Source organism: Kitasatospora sp. NPDC093102, from assembly GCF_040683915.1.
GTDB lineage: Bacteria > Actinomycetota > Actinomycetes > Streptomycetales > Streptomycetaceae > Kitasatospora.
This window is the reverse complement of sequence record NZ_JBFBFA010000062.1, coordinates 1-20,769: the sequence shown is the minus strand read 5'-3', so window position 1 is coordinate 20,769 and position 20,769 is coordinate 1. Positions and strand designations below refer to the sequence as shown.

The following is a 20,769-nucleotide window of genomic DNA, read 5'->3' as shown; positions in this document are numbered from 1 at the left end:
TCGACTTGCGACAGAACGAAACGGAAGAACCTGGATACGGCGTGCGATCTGCAAGCATATGGACTCGGCTGCTCGGAGTCGAACACACGGTGATCGACTCGGTCGAGGCCGAGGAGGACGATGGCGCGCAGGCCTGTGCCGAGGACACGGTCATCGTGGCCCATGCCCGCCCGGCGAAGCGGCGGCGGCAACGCTGCGGGGTCTGCGAGCGCCGGTGCACCAGGTTCGACAACGGCGAGGGCCGCCGACGCTGGCGTGCCCTGGACCTGGGGGTGATCCGGGCGTTCATCGAGGTGATGAGGATCTGAAAACGGCTCTGGCTCACATTCAGGGTGCTGTTGGTGATCTTCACTGGGGAGGGTGAGGCTGACGGCTTTGCCGGTCGCTGGCCTTGTGCGCCTGCTGTCCTGATCTGGAGATCCGAGCAGGTTGAAGGGGGCTGGTTGCGGTGGCGATGGGCTCGTGGCCGGGGCGGGAGATTCCAGCTCTGACCCGAATCCGCAGGTAGTGGTGCGGTGTAGCGGCTGATACGACGACAGGTGTCCGTGCCGGTTTGAGATGATCGAGGTTCTCTACGCCTGATCGCTCTACCAGCAAGGACACCTGCCAGGTGAACAAGATATCGCGTCGCCGTACCGCCTTCCGCACCCCCGGTAGGCGCTGGACCCGGCTGAACGCCCAGCTGGGCGGGGTGGACGGGTCGCTGACCGAGAACGGCGGGCTGATGCTGGTCGCGGAACTGGACCGGGCGTTGGGCGTCACCGCCGCGCTGGATACGGAGGTCGGCCCGGTCAAGGAACGCGAGCGGGGGTTGTCGGGCGGGGAGTTCGCACTGGCCATGGCTGCGGTGCAGCTGACCGGGGAGGACCACCTGGTCGGCTTCGACCGGCTGCGGGCGGATGTGGTCGCTGAGGGACTGCTGCCCGCGCCCGTCCCGCCGTCCACGACGGCCGCCACGCTCGCCGCCCGGTTCGGCCAGGCCGGGCGGGAGGGTATCGAGCGGGCATGCGCGCAGGTCACCGCCCGGGCGCTGGCCGCGCTCCCGGTGGGCGAGCGGGCCCGGGTCCTGGCCGGGCGGGTCACGATCGACCTGGACGCCAAGGACATCGAGGTCTACTCGACCCGCAAGGAACAGGTCGTCCGTTCCTACAAGGGCGAGGTCTCGGGGCGGGTGCACGCGGCGCACTGGGCCCAGGCCGGAACTGCCGTGGTCGCCGACCTCCTGGACGGCCGCTCGGACGGCCGCACCCACGTCCTGGGCCAGATCGACCGGGCGGTGGACGCCGTGCGCACGGCCGGGGCCACCGGTCCGGTCCTGTTCCAGGGCGATACGGGTTACTACGCCGGGAAGGTCGCCGGGAAGATCGCGGCCCGCGGATGCCTGTTCCGGCTCGGCGTCCCGCGCAGCCGGCCTCTGTGGCGGGCGGTTGCCGCCGTGCACGAGGACGACTGGATCGACGCCCTGGACTACCCGACCGCGCGGGTCGCCGTGCTGGCCTACGCTCCGCCCGGCTGGCCCGAGGGCACCCGCGTGATCGCCAGACGGGTGCGCTACGAAGCCGCCGAGCTGTCCGCGGATCCGCGCTCGCGTCGCTCACGCACCGTTGGCAAGGACCAGCTCGCCCTGGTCCTGGAGGGTCTGGAGGAACAGGCATACGCCTACTCGTTCTTCGTGACCAACGAGGAGCTGGACCTGGACGAGGAGATCGCGGCGGCGGAGTGGGAGTTCCGCCGCCGCACCCGGATCGAGGAACTGTTCCGCGACACCGCCCACGGCGGCCGGACTCAACCACCTGCCCTCCGGCTCCCACGCGGTCAACAGCATGTGGATGTGGGGCGCGCTGCTGGCCTACAACCTCACCGCATGGCTGCAGATGCTCGCCCCCATCGGCCAGGCCCGCCGCCGCATCGCCACCGTGCGGCGCCTGCTGATCCACCGCGCCGCCCGGTGGACGGTCACCGCCCGCCGCCACGAACTCCGCTTCACTGCCGGGGCCAGTGAGCTGATCGCCAACACGCTGGCCCGGATCCGTGCCCACCGGCACCTTTCAGCAGCCTGACCGATTGCCCCGACCGGGCCCGAACCACCCGAAACCGCCCTGGAAAGCCGCCCACCCGCGCGACAGCCGGGCCACCGGCCTACCCGGCCACGCCACAACGGCGCCAACGGCCGGCCCAGAGATCAACTGACTGGCCGTCGGCCACTACCTGCGGATTCGGGTCTGACGACGCAGATGGCACGGGCGAGCAATCCTCGGGGGACTGCGGCGATGTGGGTGCGGGACCATCTGGACGGGCTGTTCGTCGATGAGGACTTTGCCGAGTGGTATCCGGTCGACGGGCGGCGCGGTCTGTCGCCGGCGCGGCTCGCGTTGGTGTCGGTACTGCAGTACGCCGAGAACCTGACGGACCGACAAGCCGCCGAGGCGGTCCGCTGCCGTCTGGACTGGAAATTACTGCCTGGGACTGGAGTTGGACGATCGGGGGTTCGACTTCTCGGTACTCAGTGAGTTCCGTGACCGGATGGCCGAGGGCGACCGTGCGGACCGGCTGCTCGCGGTGATGGTGGACCGTCTGGTGGAAGCAGGCCTGGTCAAGCGCCGCGGGCGTCAGCGCACCGACTCCACCCACGTCCTGGCGGCAGTACGGCGCCTGGACCGGATCGAGCTGGTGGGCGAGACCATGCGCGCTGCCCTGGAGGGGCTGGCACGCGCTGACGGGGAATGGCTGTCCGCCCTGGTCACGGACGACTGGGCTCGCCGCTACGGCCGGCCGGTGCGCTACGACCGGCTGCCCAGGGAGACGAAGGAGCGAGAGCGGTACGCCCTGGCGGTCGGCGAGGACGGCATGCGCCTGCTGCGAGCCGTCCTCGGGCCCGGTACCCCGGTCCGGCTGCGGGCATTGCCGCAGGTGGAGGTCCTGCGGCAGGTCTGGGTCCAGCAGTACTGGTACGACGAGGAGGGCCGCCTGGGCTGGCGCGGGCCCAAGCAGACCCGCGACCGGCTGAGCCGGCGCCACAGCCCCCGGCGCTCGATGTCCCAGAAGCCTCCGACGGGCGGCCCGACCCCGCCTCGGCCCGGGCCCCGTGGTCGTCGGTCGAGATCGTCTCGCCCCACGACCCGCAGGCCCGCTTCAGCCACAAACCCGGCAAGGCCGAGTGGGTCGGCTACAAGGACCACCAGACCGAGACCTGCGACACCGGCCTGCCGAACGTGATCGTGCACGTCGCCACCACGCCGGCACCCGAGCAGGACATCGACACCCTCGAACGGATCCACATCGACCTTGCCGCGCGAGACTTGGCGCCGTCCGAGCACTTGGTCGACGGCGGATACACCAGCCCCGCCACCATCCACCGGGCCAGGACCGTCTACGGGATCGACCTGGTCGGCCCGGTCCGGCTCCCACCCAGGACACGGGCACTACCGGGTTTCAACAAGGAAGACTTCCATCCCAACTGGGAGGAAAGAACGCTCACTTGCCCCAACGGCGCTACCAGCCCGCCCTGGAAAGCGACACTCGCCGACGGCCAGCCACGCCTGTCCGTACTCTTTCCCCGGGCCGTCTGCCGGGCCTGCGACGACCGCCCCAGGTGCACCGGAAACATCGACGGCAAGGGCCGCCACCTCCTGCTGCTGCCACAACCCCTGCAGGAGATCCAGAACCGCGTAAGGAAAGATCAACAGACCCGGCCCTGGAAGGACCGATACGCCATGCGGGCAGGCTGCGAAGCCACCGTCTCCGAGACCGTCCATGCCCACGGCCTGCGCAACTGCCGCTACCGCGGCACCGCGAAGACCCACGTCCAACACGTCCTCACCGCGGCCGGAACCAACATCATCCGCCTCAGCCAGCACCGTGACGATGGCAGATCAGCCGACCATCGAACAGGCCCAACCACCCGCTTCCAGCAACTGTGCCAACCACCGGGTGGCGGGACTCGAACCCGTCACTCATGAAGATCACCAACAGCATCCCTGAGCCAGAGCCGAATTCATCACTCCCCCCGGGACGGAGCCGACCGGGCGGGTGTGCTCGTCGCGGGCCGCGGGGTGACTCCCCGGACGGTTCCTAGAACTCGGGGAGGTCGGTCAGAGGAAGTGTCATGGCAGGCGGGGATGTTGTGGTGGGTGTGCGTGGTGCGGGAGGGGGTGTGCCGATGTAGGCCGGGTAGGGGTCGGCGTCGGTCATCTCGGTGTCGGCGGTGTTGGTGGTGTCAGTGGTGTTGAGGGGATGTGTGATGCCGGGGACCACGAGGTCGGTGGCGAATCCGGTGCCGCTTTCCGAAAGGCCGGTGTCGTCGGTTTGTCGTCCCCGCCATTCGGCGTCGGGGTCGTCGTGCAGGTCGATCAGGCGGTCGAGTTCCTTGTCGGCGAGCTCGGCGATGGTCGGGACGGCGGACTGGTCTTCGAAGACGTCGTAGAAGGCGAGGTCGAACGGGTTGGCGTCGTAGAGGGGGGTGTTCGGTGCTGTGCCGGTGGGGGCAGGGCCGGTGGAAGCGGACGGTGGCGGGGTGGTGGTTTCTCGTGCGGTGGCGGTGTCCATGGTGATGTCCATGGTCTCGTCCGTGGCGAGGGTGTTCTTGGTGGTGCTGGTCGGCTCGGCGTCGTCGTGGGCGGGTGGGCTGTCGGGGTAGTACAGGGGGGACGGAGCCGTTTCGGGGGGAAAGCCGCCTTTGGGGATCGTCACCTTGTCGGCGAAGCCCGTTTCGCTGTCGGTTGTGGTGTCCTTCAGCGCCGCTGGGGGTGCCGAGCTTTCGACGGTGACGGTCGGTGGTGCCGGTGGCGGGTCGGTGACAACAGCTGTCGGTGGTGCCGGTGGCGGGTCGGTGACGACGGCTGTCGGTGGTGTCGGTGCCGGGTAGGCGGAGATCAGGAGGCCCATCTCCTCCAGGTCCTCGGGGGTGATCTCGGGGGCGTCCTCGCCGTCACCCGTCCCCGCCAGCACTGTCAGGGTGTCCAGGGCTTCGGCCTCGGGGAACAGCTCGTCGAGCATCCAGGTGTCCCACTCGTCGGGCCCTGTCGGGATCACGGGACTCGACGACTCTGCGGTGTGCTCCTCCGGCACATGCTCCGCCTCGGCGTGGGTGTCCGTGGTCCGGACCGGGGAAGCGGGCCGGGGAGTGTCGCCCGGATCGGTGAGGCTGGTGGAGGCGAGGAGTTCCACCACGCCCGAGGTGAGAGCGCTCGGGATCTCCCGGTCCAGGGCCAGCGGTTCCAGGCCGTAGTCGTCTTCTCCGAACAGCTCACGGACATCCGGGGGGTAAACGTCCGCCTCGTCGAACGAGGTCGTGCGGCCCGAACCGGTCCTGCCGTGGTCGGTGATGACCGTCTCCCCGTCGGGGGCCGCAGGTGTGATGACCGGGAGCGTGCCGGGTGTACCGCCCGCGGGCAGCGCCAGGTGACCGAGAGCGGCAGGCGCGCTGCCGGGGTCGACCGCGTCGCGGGCCGGGGCGCTGGTGACGGTGTCCGGTGTGCGAGCCGGGGGTGGGGCGGCACGAAAGACCGAAGCGGGCTTCGGGCCGGGCGCGGCGGTGCCACTCGACACCGGGGACGCCTGGGGGCGCCGGGAGGCCTTCGCCGCGGGGAAGTTGCCCGGCCTGTCGCCCGTGCTTTCGGGACGACGGGCACCCACCAGGTGCCTCGCGGCGGTGCCGTGAAGTGTGGGTCCGGTCGTGGCCCGGGGCGCACCCACCTGCACCCTGGCCGGCTCCTTCCGGACGCCGAAACGCTGCTCCGCCGAGGCCCGCGCGGGTGTGACACCGGTGCTGACGACGGCGTCCGCGCGAGGGAGTCGGCCAGAGCGGGCACCAGACGCGGGGTTCCTCCCCCCGCTGCTCTCCGGGTTCTCCCAGCCGTACAGAGTGCGCGAGGGGACACCGAGTTCCTTCGCGCGTTTCGCTTGGATCAATTCGTTGTTGGCGCTTCGGAGTTCTGCGTCGGCGTGGAGGAAGACAGTGCGCGCGAATTTGGGGTGTTCAAGATGCCCGTTCTTGTCCATGGTTGGGGCGTAGGGAGTGTTGGCCTGGAGATGAGCGAGCAGGGTGGTGGTGTTCCGGTGGTGGGTGATCCAGTCCTTGACCAGGCGTGCGGCCTCCTCGGGGGTCCACGGGTGCCGGCTGGGGGCGTGCCCGACGATGTCCGCTGTTGCCTGTTTGTCCCGGAGGCCGAGGCGTTTCGTGATCGCCTCGGCCGTGGTGGCGTTGTCGGCCAGTAGACAGCCCGCCGCAGCGAGCCTCGGACCGTAGTCCCCGTCGAGACCGTCCTTCAGGAGGGGCGGTTTCCCCGTGATGCGCTTGACCGTCTTGTAGTGGGTTTGGAAATTGAGTGCTTCACTCTCCGGGTTCCAGCCGCGGAAGACGGAGTCACGGGGGGCGGGGGCGAGGGTGGCGGCGTGGGCGCGCAGCTGCCGGGGGACCTGATCGGGGCGGTTCTCCTGGAGAACGGCGAGGAGTTCGTCGTAGGCGGTGCGCACGCGCGAGTCCTCGGGGAGGACTACGCGGGGCACGAAGGGGCCGGTTTCGCCATCCTCGGCAACCTCCAGGACCATCGGCTCCGTGGTGCCGCTCGGTAGGGGGAGCGAGGCCTCCGGGTGCGGCGTGGACGGTGAATCCGATGCCGTCGGGAGTGGCCCGTCATCAGTCGGACGGGTGATCTCCGCCCCATCAGGGTCGGTCGGCGTCGCCCGGCGGGCGGGCCCGTCCATTTCTCCCACCCACTTGCCCAGGGGACTCGAAGCTGCGCCCAGCTTCTCGGCGATGTCCGCAAGGGTCGGTGTGGTGGTTCGGAGTAGCACGTAGGCGTCGAGGAAGACGGGGCGGGCGAACGTGGGGTGGTCGACTCTGCCGCTGCTGTGAATGACGGGGGTGTAGGGGGTGTTGGCCTGGAGGTGGGCGAGCAGGGTGACGCTGTTCTGGTGGTGGGTGATCCAGTCCCTGACCAGGCGTGCGGCCTCCTCAGGGGTCCACGGGTGCCGGCTGGGGGCGTCTTTCGTCAGTCCAGGCAGGTGCTCTTTTGCTACGCCGAGGTGTTTGAGCATCACATTGCTCGGGACGCCGCTGTCAGTCAGCAGGCAGGCTGCCGCCGCTGCCCGCAGGCCGTACTCGTCGAGCAAGCCGTCCCTCAGGAGGTGTGGATTCCTGGAGCCCGCAGCCTTTTTGTAGTGGGTCCGGAAGTTGGGTGTTTCGTCCTTGGGGTTCCAGCCGCGGTAGACGGAGTCGCGGGGGGCTTGGGGGAGGGTGGCGGCGTGGGCGCGCAGCTGCCGGGGGATCTGGTCGGGGTGTTCCTCGTGGAGGACGGCGAGGAGTTCCTCGTAGGCGGTGCGCACGCCCTTGTCCCTGGGGAGGATCAGGCGTGGCTGGAAGGGGGTGGGATCGGGGGAATCGAGGGTCGGGGTCTCGTGGTCGGCCGCGGTGGGGCGGTGGTCGCTTGCGGCGGGTCGGGCCATGGAGGGGCCGGCGTCGCTTTCCTCGCCGCCGTCCACGTCCATCGGTTCCGTGGCGGCATCCGGCCTGATGGCCTCGGCCCTCGTGTGGGTTGGGGTGCTGGGGCCGTCGGCCGCTGTTCCGGCGCGAGCGGGATCCACCGGGGTGGCAGGCGTCTGCCGGACGGCGGCCGTTCCACCGTCCCACTTTTCGAAGGCAGTCCGGGGGACACCGAGCTTCCTGGCGCGGGCATTCTGACTCAATCCGGGTTCGCCGGCTCGGAGTCGTGCGTCGGCGTCGAGGAAGACAGGGTGGGCGAACGGGGGGTGGGCGAACCGGTTGGGGCCCTGTTCGACGAGGGTGTAGGGGGTGTTGGCCTGGAGGTGGGCGAGCAGGGTGGTGGTGTTCCGGTGGTGGGTGATCCAGTCCTGAACGAGGCGTGCGGCCTCCTCGGGGGTCCACGGGTGCTGGCTGGGAGCGTGCTGCGCCAGACCACGCAGGGTGCCCACTGAGATGGCGAGGCGTTTCGCGATCACGGCCGGCTTGGTGCCGTTGTCGGTCAGCAGGCAGGCTGCCGCGGTGCGCTTCGGGCCGTACTCAGCATGGACCTTCTTCGGGTGTGTCGAATTCTCCGGGATGCGCCTGGCCCTCCTGAAGTGGGCGTCGAAGTCAGGTGTGCGTTCGTCCTTGGGATTCCAGCCGCGGAAGACGGAGTCGCGGGGGGCTTGGGGGAGGGTGGCGGCGTGGGCGCGCAGCTGCCGGGGGATCTGGTCGCGGTGGTTCTCGTGAAGGACGGCGAGGAGCTCTTCGTAGGCGGTGCGCACGCCCTTGTCCCTGGGGAGGATCAGGCGTGGCTGGAAGGGGGTGGGATCGGGGGAATCGAGGGTCGGGGTCTCGTGGCCGGCCGCAGTAGGGCGATGGTCACTTCCAGTGGGACGGGCCGTGGAGGGGCCGGGGTCGCTCTCCTCAGCGCCGTCCACGGCCATCGGGTCGGCGGTGGGCAGGTCGGTGGACCCCGTTCCTTCCGAGGCCGCGTGGTCGGTGCCCGCAGACTCGGAGCGGCTGTCCGCGGGGCCGGCAACGGTCCGGTCGCTGGGACCCGTGGCCTCAGGGGTGTCGGACGTGCCACCGTCCGTCCGACGCGGTGGGGTGTCGTGAGCGTCGGCCGCGTCCCGGGCGCGGGCGGGATCATCCGGAGCGGCATGGTCCTCACCGGCGGCTGCGCCCGCTACCCAGTTGGCCAGCCTTCCGGGGTCGATGTCGAGCTTCCGCGCGCGGCCGTTCAGATCGAGTTCGGGTCTGGTGGTTCGGAGTCGAGCGTCGGCGTGGAGGAAGACGGGGCGGGCGAACTTGGGGTGGTCGAGTCCGTCCTTGCGCACGACGGGGACGTAGGGGGTGGTGGCCTGGAGGTGGGCGAGCAGCGTGGTGCTGTTCTGGTGGTTGTCGATCCAGTCCCTGACCAGGCGCCCGGCCTCCTCAGGGGTCCACGGGTGCCGGCTGGGGGCGTGCTCGACCAGGTCAGGCAGGGTCTTCTGTCCGATGCCGAGGCGTTTCACGGACACGCCCTTCTGGGTGCCGTTGTCGGCCAGCAGACAGGCGGCCGCCGTGACCTTCGGGTTGTATTCCTCGTGAAGACCGATCCTCAGGAGGTTCACCTTCGCGTCGATGTGCTTGACCGTCCTGTAGTGGGCGATGAGGGTCGGGGTGGTTTCGTTCTTGGGGTTCCAGCCGCGGTAGACGGAGTCGTGGGGGGCTTTGGGGAGGGTGGCGGCGTGGGCACGCAGCTGGCGGGGGACCTGGTCGGGGTGTTCCTCGTGGAGGACGGCGAGGAGCTCCTCGTAGGCGGTCCGCACGCCCCCGTCCGTGGGGAGGACCACGCGCGGCTGGAAGGGGACGGGGTTCGTGGACGTGTCCTCCAGGACGGCGGGCTCTTCCCCGACGTCGGGCGCCTCCTTCTTCCATATGTCCAGAGGGTCCGCGCTCACGCCGAGTTTCGCGGCTATGTCCAGCTTACTCAGTGCCGGGGCGATGGTTCGGAGTTGTTCCTTGGCACCCACGAACACGGGGTGGGCGAACTTGGGGTGGTCGATTCTGCCGCTGCTGTGAATGACGGGGGCGTAGGGAGTGTTGGCCTGGAGGTGGGCGAGCAGGGTGACGCTGTTCTGGTGGTTGTCGATCCAGTCCTGAACGAGGCGTGTGGCTTCCTCGGGGGTCCACGGGTGCTGGCTGGGGGCGTGTTTCACCAGCTCGAGAGGGAACCCCCTGGCCACGGCGAGGCGCTTCGTGATCACGGTTGCCGGGGTGGCGTTGTCGGCCAGTAGGCAGGCCGCCGCCGTCGTCCTCGCCCAGTAGTCGTCCTTGTGGCTGTTCTTGCTCTTCAGGAGGATCGTCTTCGCGTCGATGTGCTTGACCGTCTTGTAGTGAGTGCTGAAGGCGGGGGTGGCTTCGTTCTTGGGGTTCCAGCCGCGGTAGACGGAGTCGTGGGGGGCTTGGGGGAGGGTGGCGGCGTGGGCGCGCAGCTGGCGGGGGATCTGGTCGCGGCGGTTCTCTTCGTGGAGGACGGCGAGGAGCTCCTCGTAGGCGGTGCGCACGGTCGGGTCTTTGGGGAGGAAGGTCGCGGGCGGGGATGGGGGTGCTGCCGGGCCGTCGGTGGTGGGGGTGTGGTGGGGGGTGGCGATCTGGGCGGCGTGGGTGGTGGCGGCGGCTTCGGCGGCGGTGGTGCTGGCGAGGACTTTGTAGGAGATGTCGTAGTAGTTGGCGATGGTGCGGGCGGTGGGGTCTTCGGTTTCGGGGATGCCGTCTTTGAAGGGGAGGTCGCCGCGTTCCTTCATCAGGGTGATGGCGAATCTGATCGCCTCGTCGCTGACGTGGGTGCTGTCGCTGACGTGGGTGGTGGTGTCCGGGCTGTGGTCGGGGTGGGTGGCGTCCGGGGTGTGGTCGGCGCTGGCGGGGGTCCAGTCCATGGCGTGGGCGAGTCGTTGGTCGGTGGCGTGGGTGAGGGTGTCGATGGTGACGGGGTGGTTGTCGTGGCGCAGGGCGAGGGCGTCGGTGACCAGGCGGGCTCGGTCGACCGGGCTGGGTGTGGAGATGGCGGGGTTGACGGTGGTGACGAGGTGGTCGAGGTGGGCGGTGGTGGTGGTTCTCGGGGCTCGGGTGAGGCGGTGGAGGGTGTGCAGGGTGTCGAGGTGGTGGGCGTCCAGTGGCAGGTGGTGGCGGTCGAGGAAGTCGGCGTAGTGGAGGGCTCTGGGTTTCCAGGGGGCCGTGGTGTGGGCGGGGTCGGTCAGGAGCTGGTCGAGGGTGTGGCCGAGTTGGAGGCTGGTGGTGGTCAGGGGTTCGTCGGGGCGCATGGACAGGGTGGTGTGGGCGGCTTTGTGCAGTTGTGTGGGGTCGGTTCCGGGCAGGGTGTAGCGGGCGAGTTGGAGCAGGGTGGCGTTGCGTAGGGCGTGGACGCCGCGGTCCTTCAGTTCCTGGGCCAGTTGGGTGAGGGCCGTGGTGATGGCCTGCTTGGTGGGCACGGTGATCGGGGAGCCCTCGATGACGGACCGGACGGGTTCGTTGCCACGCGCGCGTTTGCCGGGGGCTTCCGTGCGGGGCTGGGGGTCGGATCCGGACGGTGACGCCAGGCGGCGCTTGAGCTGTGCCACAGGCCGCCCCGGGGCAGCGGCCGCGGGAGCGCCAGGGGTGACGGAGGTGCTGCCCGTGGTGGTGGCTGCGCTCGCGGCCGCCGCACGACGTTGCTCCAGGATTGACTCCTTGGTGCGGGCGCCGCCGGGCAGGATGCCGGCGCGTCGGTCGGCGGCGGTGGCCTGGAGGCCTGCCGCGTGGAGGAAGGTCTGGCGGGAGTGGTCGTCGGGGGTGGCGGGGCGGTTGGTCGGGTGGCCGGGTGTCCTGTCGAGGATCTGGTCGGTGGTGGTGTGCGGGTCGGTCAGGCGGTGGGTGGCGAGTTCGCCGGCGAAGGCGGCGCGGAGTTTGACGACTGCGGCGGGTTCGGGGACCTTCGCGGCGGGTGCGGGGCGGTCGGCCGGGGCCAGGACCGTGTTCAGCCCGATCTCCAGGTGCTGCCGGTGGAGTTCGGGCAGGGCGTTCCACCAGGTGTGCAGTCGGTCGGCCGGGATGGTCTGGACCTCGCGTACGAGGGGGTTCTTCTGGGCCTTGTCGACGGCTTCGAGCCAGTTCCTCTGGTGGCTGCGCCAGTCCCGGCGGTCGTAGAGCGGTTCGAGGGGGCGCACCGGCGTGTCGGCGGTCCGGACCGCGTGCTCGTGTGCCGGGTGGTCTCCGGTCGTCGGCGCTACGGGCCGGGTGGGTGTCACGCTCACGTCGGACTCGGCGCTGACCGGATCAGGGCCGCCGAGGCGGGCGACCGAGGCCGTGGAAGAGACGGCCGCTTCCACGTCGCGCCCGGGCCTTTCCACGGTGGCTCGTCCGGCCTCGGGCTGCGCGACCCCCGATTCACGCGGTGCCGGTGCGGTGGCCTCGCGCGACACCGGCTCGGGGGTGCCCGTGAGGGCCGGTGGCGGGAGTTCGGCCGCCGGCTGCCGGTCGTGGGCGGCAGGGGCCGTCCAGTGGTCGGTGCCGTGGACGTCGACGGGGTCCTGGCGAAGGTGGGGGTTTTGGGCGTGCCCGAGCTGGGTGTAGTGGTGGAGGGCCCCGCCGATCACCCCGGTGCCCGCACCGGCCGCCGCGGCAAGGCCCAACATGGTCGGGTCCCATTCACCACCCTGCCAGGCGGTGGAGACCACCGCCCCGGCCTCCCCACCGATCACCCCGCCCAACGCCCCGCCCGCCATCTTGCGCAGCAACCCGGGTACCGGCAGCCGACCACCCAGGGCATGCCCCACAGGGTCACCCAGCCCCCCGGCCAGACCCCCCACCCCCGCGACCAACAACGACGTCACGTCCAGCTCGCGGCGGTACTCGCCCAGTTGAGAGGCCTGCACCAGCGTCTCCTGCACCACCCCGAACACCGCACCCGATTTCAGCGAATCGAACAGGGTCGCCGCGAACTCGCTCACCGAGCGGCGCCCACCCGCCAACACCCCCGCAACCGACACCCCCGACACACCCGCGGTCGCCGCCATCGCCCACACCAACTGCGCGACCGTCCACAACGTCACCGCCGCCGTCAGCTCCATCGACCGCTGCGCGTAATCCACCTGCCCGGCCTGCTCCTCCAGCGCCCCCGCACCCTCCCGCAGACTCGCCGCCCCGCCCCGGGTACTCTCCCCGACACCCGCCAGGGCCCCCGCCATCCCCTCACCCGCACCCGGCAGACCCGCCGGCAACGCGGTCGCGAACCGCTCGACCCCCACCCCCGCCCCGTCCACCGCCACCGCCGCACGCCGCAGACCCGCCGCGCCCGCCAACAGCCCCTCCGCATCCACCTTCGGATACGACGCCCCCGACACCGCGCCCATCAACGCCGCCCACCACGACGGCAGGTCCCGGCCCGAAGAACCGAACCTGAACAGACCGGAGAACCACACGACAGGGGCAACGGACACGACGATTCCTCACATCACACTCACCAAAACGGCAAGCCCACCACCCGAAGCACAGGACCCACCCCGAAGCGGGACCCCGCCTCACGGCAACCAACGGCCCACCAACACACGACGGTTCGACCCCACCCCCCTGCCCCACACCGACTACCGGTGATGCTGCGTCAGCTGGATGAGACTGCCGCAGGTGTCGTCCAGAACGGCGATGGTGACGGGACCCCGTGCCGTCGGCTCCTGAACAGGCGGACAGACTGATGCGCATCAGGCGGTTCAGCACGCTTGCCCAGGTCAGCACGTGTTGCAGCACGCCCGACAGTCGGGCCCCGGCCGAGCCGACCAGCGCGACGGCGACCGCGTCGACCACCGTCTGCGGAGCCGGAGTGCGGTGCTGGTAGCGCTGCGTCAGACCGGTGACCTGCTCGGCGAGGGTGACCTCCCCGCAGTCGGGGTTCTCGCAGTACGGGCGGCGCACCGATAAGTCGAACACGACCGCACGGCCGCCCAGCGCCTCGTCCGCGACGTGCCACGCATACCGCGCATGCGCCCAGTCCGACGCCTGCCCGCACCCCGGACACGCCGCCGGAACGTCATCCCCGCTCCGGGCCGTGATCCGCGGCAGATCCCCGCCGGCCACCACCCGCTCGACCCGCACCGCAGCCAGCTGCGGCAGCAGGTCCCCCACCACGCCAACGCACAACCAGCCCGCCGACACCAACCAGCCGACACCACAGGTGAGGTGAAGAGATCAGCGACTACGAAAATCTCGTAAGACCCGCTTACGCGCCCGCCCAGGCCGGTGGCCCTGCGCGGGAGCCGTGAGCGTGTCTGGAAGATCGTGTAAGTCCGTGATGTGACAGTCTGGCCGGGGGCTCGGCCTCGGGTTCCCTGGCCAGGCGGGACGGACAAGCCATGGCGGACAGGACGGAGAAGCCGGTCGAGGGACTGGCGGATGACGTGTTGGTGGACGAGGTCGTCGAGCGGCCGATGGACCGCGCCGACGCCTCCGGGGCGGCCTTGGTCGGGGAGGGCGGGCTGCTGACCGAGATCACCAGGGCCGTGCTGGAACGGGCTCTGGAAGCGGAGATGACCGAGCACCTCGGCTACGAGAAGCACGACCTCGCGGGCCGCGGGTCGGGCAACTCCCGCAACGGCACCTCGGCGAAGACCGTGCTGACGAACGTCGGAGCGGTCACGGTCGCGGTGCCCAGGGACCGCAACGGTGACTTCGAACCGCAGCTGGCGCCGAAGAACGCCCGGCGCCTGGCCGGCTTCAACGACCGCATCCTGTCGCTCTACGCGCGCGGGATGTCGGTGCGCGACATCCACTCCCACCTGGCCCAGATCTACGGCGTCGAGGTCAGTCCTGACCTGATCAGCAAGGTCACCGACGCGGTCGTGGACGAGCTGGTCAGCTGGCAGAACCGTCCGCTGGACCCGGTCTGGCCGATCATCTACATCGACGCCCTGTGGGTGGATATCCGCTCCGGCGGTTGAGTCGGCCTGGAGCGCGGTTCCAGTGTTGCTACCGGTCCGTTTCTCCAGGCCGCTCTCCGAACCCGGCGTGCCCATTACTGAGCACCGGGCTCTCCACGGTTACTGCCGTTGGGGTGTTGCTCAGGCGGTAGGCCAGGGGCTGGGGATCGTGTTGCCCCGGTAGCGGTACCGAGTAATCGCCGGTGTCCGTGCGGGGTTGACCAACTCGATGCCGTCCGCAGTGAGTACCTGTGTCTGAACCTGATGCGTCATCAGATACGTTCTATGAGCGGCTGTCCGTGTCCAGCGGACCTGCGGGTATGGAGAACCTGGTGGCATTTGGGAGTGCATCCGGCGCGGCACTGTGGCGTAGGCCCGGTGTGTGGGGGGTGGCTGGCGCGGCTGTCGCGGTGTCCGCTGCCGCTGTCTTCTGGACGGACACCGCGCCGTATCCGTATGCGCAGAGGATGCTGCTTGATCTGCCGTTGCCGTTCCTGACCCGGCGGCGTCTGGATGTGTTGCTGGATCCGCGGCAGGGCGAACGGGTTCTGGAGATCGGGCCGGGTACCGGTTTGCAGTCGTTGCATGTGGCTCCCCAACTGGGCATGGACGGGCAGTTGGACATCGTGGACATCCAGCAGGAGATGCTCGACCACGTCATGCGCCGCGGCGCGGCGGATCTCGACGATCTCGGCGACTCGGGCCGATGCTCACGCCCTGCCGTTCGAGGATGCGAGCTTCGACGCCGTGTACACGGTGACCGTTCTCGGAGAGATACCGGACACCGCCGCCACGCTGCGCGAGGTGCGACTGTCCTCAAGCTCACGGGCCGCCTCGTGGTGGGAGAGTTTCTGGATCGCCATCACGTGCCATTGAGCACACTCACCGTGAACGCGAACCCGGCAGGACTGCACCTTGCTGGCCATTTGGGACCGCCCCTGGCCTACTACGCGCTGCTGAGGCCGTGCCAGTGATACGACTCGGTTCCATCCCTCGGACGGTGTCGGCGTTACGGCGGGTTGCGAAGCGGCGGAGGCTGGGCGGTCTGCCGACCTGGCGTTGCTGCCCGGCCACGATGGCCTACCTGTGCGTTCTGGTGACCACGTACTGGATCAGCATGCGGCTGCTTCCCCGTGACGAGGCCCTGCGTCTCCTGCTGTCGATCAGCACCAACATGAACAACCTCGCCCACCACCCGGTCCGTTCCCTTCTGGGCAGCGCGCTGTTTCCTGCTCCGCCGTTGCTGAGCGTGTCCGGCGTGCTGACCGTGGGTGTGGGTATCGCGGGCTGCCTGGGTCTGGTCGAGAGGGTCTACGGACGGTGGCGTGCCGTGGGCCTTGCCGCGGCCGGCCATCTGGGGGCGACCTGTCTCACCGTGCCGGTCGTCTTGTTCGGTGTCTCCAGCCACCGCTACGACACCGCGGAGCTGCACACGTTCGACTTCGGTGTGAGCTACGTGGCCGTCGCCGCGATGGCGGCGATCGTGCACCGCCTGCCGAGAGTGGTTCGGCCGCTGTGGCTCTTGTCGGGAGTCGGTTATCTGCTCTCCGACGCCGACTGGTACGGGTGGCTGCCCGACTTCACCACCATCGGGCACCTGTGCGCCGTTGCCATCGGTCTCGGGGCGTCCCGAGGGCTCAGACGGATCGACAGGCCGGGAAACGAGGCGCGCTCTGCGAGAACGGGCGAGGCCTTGGGCCCGGGCTTCCCGAGGGACGACGTTGAACTGGAGCGGATCGACTGACGGCAGGAGCGGGGCCGTGGGAGAGTGGACGAAGGTCGGTTTTCCCCAGGCAGTGTGGGGGTGGGTCGGCGGACCGCCTTCGAGATGGATCAGTCCCGCTGGGCTTCGCGGGAGGCCGGCTGGCCTGACCTTCGGGACTGTCGCTGGGTGATGCGTCTGGTCATCAGGGTGATCGCGGCCCAGGTGATCAGCGTTTCGGAGTGCTGGACGAGGCGTTCGTAGTCGCGGGCGTGTCGGCGGGCGTGCATGATCCAGGCGTGCGAGCGTTCAACCACCCAGCGCCGGGGAAGGACGACGAACCCCTTCGCGTCCTTGGGCCGGCTGACCGTCTTGACCGTGAGGTTCAGGTACTTCTTCGCCCAGGTCACGAGCTGTCCGGCGTAGGCGGAGTCGGCCCAGACGATGGTGATCTCCGGGTGCATCAGCCGCAGCCGGAACAGCACCTCCTTCGCCGCGTCGCGGTCGGTCATGTCGGCCGGGGTGACCATGACGAACAGCGGCAGGCCCTTGGTGTCCACGACCAGGTGCCGCTTCCTGCCATTGATCTTCTTGGCCGCGTCGTAGCCGCGCGAGTCGCGGCCGACGGTCTCGGCGGCCTTCACCGACTGCGAGTCGATGATCGTGGCGACCGCGCCGGGGGCTCGCCCCATGTCCCGGCGGACCCGCTCGCGCAGCTGGTCACGGATCCGCCCGATCACACCGGCCGCGGCCCAGCGGGCCATGAACCCGTAGCAGGTCCGCCAGGGCGGGAAGTCCTTCGGCAGCGCGCGCCACTTGCAGCCGGCATCCACGACGTAGCGGATGGCGTCCACGATCTCGCGCCGCGGGTGCTTCTCCGGGCGCCCGCCCCTCTTCGTCTCGCAGGCCGGGACCGGCAGCAGCGGTTCGATCAGGGCCCACTCGTCGTCGAAGGTGTCCGACGGGTAGCAGCGGCGGCGCACGGACTTCCCCTACTGGTCAGGCAGTTGGCGGGCCCGGCCGCCGAAGGCGGCCGGGCCCGGATGGTCGGTGAGGGTCAGGCGTCGATGTAGTCGGCGATCACGTCGAGCGTGGACTCCACCGAGCTGAGCTGGGTGTTCAGGTGCCGGATCCAGCGGCCCTTGGGCTGCAGGGCGGCGTGCGGGGCGACGACGCCGGTGATGAACCGGCGGATCTCGGTGAGCTTCTCGCGGATCACCGCGACCTCGTAGGCCTGGAGCTCGGCCGGGTCCGAGCAGAACTTGTAGCCGTCCGCCCGGCTCCAGATCAGCGGTGGCCAGGCCCGCTCGGCGATGGTGTCGCGCAGGCAGGCCAGCCCTGCCCGGACCTGGCTCGGGCTCAGTGCCGAGGCTCGGCTCAGCTGGTCGAAGGCCAGGCCCGCCGGTCGGGCCTCGAAGAGGACCTTGCGGACGGTGTCGGCGTGCCGTTCGGCGGCCGGTGACCTGCGCTGGGAAGCGCGTGGCATCGCCTACTCGCCTTGGAGGAGGCGGGCCAGTTCGCCGTCCATGTCCACCTTGCCGGTGTCCACCGCGGTCTCCACCCAGTCGAGCGTCGCCCGCACCCTCGCGCAGTTCTCCCGGATCACCGCCTGCTCGTCGTCGCCGAGCTGCCGGTCGCGTAGGCCGGGGACGACGCGGCCGGCCGCGGCGACGAAGGCGTGGCAGGCGGTCACCAGGTCCAGGAACTCCACCGTCCGGTCGATCTGCCGGATCGCCGGCGCGACCGGGCTGTTCTGCTCGAAGTGCTCGCGGGCCTGCCGGCCGCGCTCGACCTGCGCGTGGTTGACCTGGTGGCGGGCGGTGTGCCTGTTGACCGGACTACCGGGCGACACGCCGCGGTCCTGCGAGGAGCGCGTGCTGGCTGACCGGTAGATCTCACCCGTGATGAGAAGGAGGAACGGGTGAGGTTGCTGGATGAGGTGGAGCGGGATCTCGCTGCCATCCGCCTGCCGCAGTGGGGCCGGGTGGTCCAGACCGAGGGCGTCGTGCCCTGGCTGGTGGTGGCCCCGGATGGGACACCGGTGATCCCAGTGCGCCGGTACTTGCACGACTTCGTGGCACGGAACCGGCCCGGCTCGGTCCGCAGCTACGCGTACGCGCTTCTGCGGTGGTGGCGCTGGCTGCTCGTCGTCGACGTCGAGTGGAGCAGGGCCACGTCGGCGGAGGTACGGGACCTGGTGCTCTGGCTGCGGCAGACGTCCAAGCCGCGGAACTCACCACGCACGAGATCGGCGGCCACCGCGGGCACGGTCAACCCGATCACCCGCAAGCGCAACCTGAACGATCAGTACCAGCCCCGGACGATCCGGCACAGCAACGCCGTCATCCGCAGCTTCTACGAGTTCTGGATCGAGACCGGGCACGGGCCCCTGGTCAACCCCGTGCCGCTGGACCGCAGGGGCGGCCGCCCGAACGCCCACCACAGCCCGCTCGAACCCTTCCGGCCGGAAGGCCGGATCCGCTACAACCCCAAGGTCCCCAAGAGCAGGCCGCGCGAGATCCCCGACGAGCGGTGGAACGCGATCTTCGGCGCTCTGCGCTCCAACCGCGACCGGGCGCTCCTCTCGCTGGACATCAGCAACGCGGCCAGGGCCAGCGAACTCCTCGGCATCCGGAGCGTCGATCTTGACTGGGGCGACCAACTGGTCAGGGTCAGCCGCAAGGGCAGCGACGACCTGCAGTGGCTGCCGGCCAGCCCGGACGCGTTCGTCTGGCTCCGCCTCTACCTGGCCGAACTCGGCCCCTTGGAGCCGAACGACCCGGTCTGGTGGACACTTCGCCGTCGCGACCGCGGCGACGGGCTGCAGCGCCAACCGATGAACTACGAGACCCTGCGCGCGGTGTTCCGCCGGATCAACGCGGTGCTGGGCACCAACTACACGATGCACGACCTGCGGCACACCGCCGCGCTGCGGATGAGCCGGGACAGGAACCTGACCCTGCTCGACGTGCAGACGATCCTGGGCCACGCCCACCTCAGCACCACCGCGGACGTCTACCTCGTGGAGGACCAAGCCGTGGTGATCCGACGCGTCGCCGAGCACCTGGCCCAGCGGGAGGAGCGAGCGCGCCAGCCTTCGCCGCCGGTCGCCGCCGGCTACCACGCTGCCGACCTGGCCGTGCTCTTCGGAGGCCTCCCGCAATGACCGTGACCACGATCGCCCGGTCGGTCGGCCCCATCTCGTCGGCTCCTCCGCCCGAATCCCTTCAGCCGACCGATTCGGAGTGCGGCCCGTTCGACAGCCTCCCCATCGAGGGAGTCCTGGAGCTCCTGCCGGCGCTGGCCTCCTTCCCACCGCCGACCGGCAGACGCAACCGGAGCAAACGTACCGACCGCTCGCGCGGGACCACCCGGATCCTGGACTGGCTGCTGACCTTCCCAGGCAACGGGTGGCAGGAACGCTGGATGGTCTCGGGAGCCGACCGCTGCACCGACTGGATCGACCAGGTCACGACCGGCTACGGGCGCATCGTAGCAACGCGGCGCGAGACCACGACGGAAGGACTGGCCTGCATTCTGTTGGCCAGGGTGGTGCGGCCGAGCTACGAGTTCCTCCAGTGCTACCGCTCCTCGGGGCTCTACCGCCACGCCAAGCAGGAATTCGGCGCCGAGCTGTTCGAGCAGGTCCGACAGGCCGGGCTGGCCCGCGGAGTGATCCCCAGCCATCTGAGCACGGCGGAGAACAGCCTGGTGAAGGTCTGCTTCCGCACTGGACGTGGACTCACCCAGCTCACGGCCGAGGACCTGATCGCCTACCACGAGTGGCACAGACACACCTTCGACAAGGCACCCGCCGGGCTGCACGCCGCCTGGGACCTGGCACGCGACGTCGGCGTCCTCACCGAGGAGCTGTCCCTTCGCCGGACGCTCGCACGTGGGCCGCTGTCCACGGCGGAACTCGTCGACCGGTACGGCATCCGACCGGGCCCGATCCGGGACCTTCTCGTGCGCTACCTCGACGAACGCCGCCCCAGCCTGGACTACAGCTCCCTGTCAGGCCTGGCCAGCCAACTCGTTGGCGCCTTCTGGGCCGACATCGAGAAGCACCATCCCGGGATCTCCAGCCTGCACCTGGCCCCGGAGGCCGCAGAGGCGTGGAAACAGCGAGTGAAGGTGATCGCCCGCGAGGGCAAGGCCCCCGTCCCCCGCGAGAACTGGGTCAGCGTTCTGGCCGCGGTCCGCGCCTTCCATCTCGACCTCGCCGAATGGGCTCTTGAGGACCCGAGCTGGGCGTCCTGGGCGGTTCCCAGCCCGGTCCGCCGGTCCGACACCGGCGGCTTCACCAAGGTCAAGAAGAAGGCGCGCGCCAAGATGCACCAGCGCGTGCGCGAACGCCTTCCCCGCCTGCCCGAGCTCGTCGCCACCGCCGAGCAACACCATGCCGACCAGCAGCGATTGCTCACAGTCGCCGAAGCCGCCCCGGTCGGCGAGACCTTCAACCACGACGGCCGAAACTTCCGGCGGATCGACAGGAGGCACGACCAGACCAGGAAGCGATTCCACTACCGGCCCACCATCGTGCTCGCCCAGGACCTCGCCACCGGCGAGCAACTGGACCTAAGGAGCCGTTGTTGTACCGAGTGGTTCGCTTGGCGTTCGAACGAGGGTTCCCGGTCGAGTGATCCTGCGGCAACCCGGGCATGAAGACAGGG

General features: G+C 69.9%; 13 protein-coding genes and 2 pseudogenes. 11 read left to right on the top strand and 4 right to left on the bottom strand.

Annotation, left to right across the window (positions count from 1 at the left end; all coding sequences use genetic code 11):
• Positions 1–41 precede the first annotated feature (41 nt).
• The 6 genes and pseudogenes from AB0O11_RS36395 (at position 42) to AB0O11_RS36370 (ending at position 3,959) form a co-directional block, all read left to right on the top strand.
• The gene (locus AB0O11_RS36395; protein ID WP_363395944.1) at positions 42–308 is read left to right on the top strand and encodes a hypothetical protein; all 267 of its coding nucleotides are present in this window, start codon (positions 42–44) and stop codon (positions 306–308) included.
• 302 nt (positions 309–610) lie between these two features.
• Positions 611–1,543 (top strand): annotated as a pseudogene (locus AB0O11_RS36390) (transposase); the annotation flags it as partial.
• Positions 1,544–1,823: 280 nt separating this feature from the next.
• Complete coding sequence (locus tag AB0O11_RS36385) at positions 1,824–2,060, top strand: hypothetical protein (protein ID WP_363395941.1); 237 nt, start codon at positions 1,824–1,826, stop codon at positions 2,058–2,060.
• A gap of 174 nt (positions 2,061–2,234) precedes the next feature.
• Entirely contained in the window at positions 2,235–2,510 is a 276-nt protein-coding gene (locus tag AB0O11_RS36380; protein ID WP_363395938.1) for a transposase, read from the top strand.
• A gap of 13 nt (positions 2,511–2,523) precedes the next feature.
• Positions 2,524–3,216 (top strand): hypothetical protein, encoded by a 693-nt coding sequence (locus tag AB0O11_RS36375; RefSeq protein WP_363395935.1) that lies wholly within the window; start codon positions 2,524–2,526, stop codon positions 3,214–3,216.
• A complete protein-coding gene (locus AB0O11_RS36370; protein ID WP_363395932.1) occupies positions 3,213–3,959 on the top strand; it encodes a transposase in 747 nt (248 codons plus the stop codon). The genes AB0O11_RS36375 and AB0O11_RS36370 overlap by 4 nt, the downstream gene beginning before the upstream one ends.
• A gap of 112 nt (positions 3,960–4,071) precedes the next feature.
• On the opposite strand, the gene AB0O11_RS36365 is transcribed toward AB0O11_RS36370, so the two are convergent.
• Complete coding sequence (locus AB0O11_RS36365; protein ID WP_363395929.1) at positions 4,072–12,924, bottom strand: hypothetical protein; 8,853 nt, start codon at positions 12,922–12,924, stop codon at positions 4,072–4,074.
• A 906-nt stretch (positions 12,925–13,830) separates the two neighbouring features.
• Between AB0O11_RS36365 and AB0O11_RS36360 the strand changes: the two genes are divergently transcribed.
• The 3 genes from AB0O11_RS36360 to AB0O11_RS36350 all read left to right on the top strand — a co-directional run bounded on the left by AB0O11_RS36360 (position 13,831) and on the right by AB0O11_RS36350 (position 16,138).
• Complete coding sequence (locus tag AB0O11_RS36360) at positions 13,831–14,415, top strand: transposase (RefSeq protein WP_363395926.1); 585 nt, start codon at positions 13,831–13,833, stop codon at positions 14,413–14,415.
• Positions 14,416–14,907: 492 nt separating this feature from the next.
• Complete coding sequence (locus tag AB0O11_RS36355) at positions 14,908–15,270, top strand: class I SAM-dependent methyltransferase (RefSeq protein WP_363395923.1); 363 nt, start codon at positions 14,908–14,910, stop codon at positions 15,268–15,270.
• A gap of 88 nt (positions 15,271–15,358) precedes the next feature.
• Positions 15,359–16,138, top strand: coding sequence for a rhomboid-like protein (locus AB0O11_RS36350; RefSeq protein WP_363395921.1), 780 nt, complete (start codon positions 15,359–15,361; stop codon positions 16,136–16,138).
• 89 nt (positions 16,139–16,227) lie between these two features.
• On the opposite strand, the gene AB0O11_RS36345 is transcribed toward AB0O11_RS36350, so the two are convergent.
• From AB0O11_RS36345 to AB0O11_RS36335, 3 genes and pseudogenes are all read right to left on the bottom strand, one after another.
• Positions 16,228–17,079, bottom strand: coding sequence for an IS5 family transposase (locus tag AB0O11_RS36345; protein ID WP_363395918.1), 852 nt, complete (start codon positions 17,077–17,079; stop codon positions 16,228–16,230).
• A gap of 74 nt (positions 17,080–17,153) precedes the next feature.
• Positions 17,154–17,582: a RacP protein gene (locus AB0O11_RS36340; RefSeq protein ID WP_363395915.1), complete on the bottom strand. Its 429-nt coding sequence runs from the start codon at positions 17,580–17,582 to the stop codon at positions 17,154–17,156.
• A 3-nt stretch (positions 17,583–17,585) separates the two neighbouring features.
• Positions 17,586–17,918, bottom strand: a pseudogene (locus tag AB0O11_RS36335) (DUF6192 family protein); the annotation flags it as partial.
• Positions 17,919–18,017: 99 nt separating this feature from the next.
• Between AB0O11_RS36335 and AB0O11_RS36330 the strand changes: the two are divergent.
• On the top strand, positions 18,018–19,262 hold the full coding sequence (locus AB0O11_RS36330; RefSeq protein ID WP_363395912.1) for a site-specific integrase: 1,245 nt from the start codon (positions 18,018–18,020) through the stop codon (positions 19,260–19,262).
• Positions 19,259–20,761: a hypothetical protein gene (locus AB0O11_RS36325; protein ID WP_363395909.1), complete on the top strand. Its 1,503-nt coding sequence runs from the start codon at positions 19,259–19,261 to the stop codon at positions 20,759–20,761. Before AB0O11_RS36330 ends, AB0O11_RS36325 begins: the two co-directional genes overlap by 4 nt.
• Positions 20,762–20,769 lie beyond the last annotated feature (8 nt).

Excerpts from the sequence above, each read along its gene's own strand:
- AB0O11_RS36325 (WP_363395909.1), top strand. The coding sequence starts at position 19,259 with ATGACCGTGACCACGATCGCCCGGTCGGTCGGCCCCATCTCGTCGGCT.
- AB0O11_RS36380 (WP_363395938.1), top strand. The coding sequence starts at position 2,235 with ATGGCACGGGCGAGCAATCCTCGGGGGACTGCGGCGATGTGGGTGCGG.
- AB0O11_RS36355 (WP_363395923.1), top strand. The coding sequence starts at position 14,908 with ATGTGTTGCTGGATCCGCGGCAGGGCGAACGGGTTCTGGAGATCGGGC.
- AB0O11_RS36375 (WP_363395935.1), top strand. The coding sequence starts at position 2,524 with ATGGCCGAGGGCGACCGTGCGGACCGGCTGCTCGCGGTGATGGTGGAC.
- AB0O11_RS36340 (WP_363395915.1), bottom strand. The coding sequence starts at position 17,582 with ATGCCACGCGCTTCCCAGCGCAGGTCACCGGCCGCCGAACGGCACGCC.
- AB0O11_RS36360 (WP_363395926.1), top strand. The coding sequence starts at position 13,831 with ATGGCGGACAGGACGGAGAAGCCGGTCGAGGGACTGGCGGATGACGTG.
- AB0O11_RS36385 (WP_363395941.1), top strand. The coding sequence starts at position 1,824 with ATGTGGATGTGGGGCGCGCTGCTGGCCTACAACCTCACCGCATGGCTG.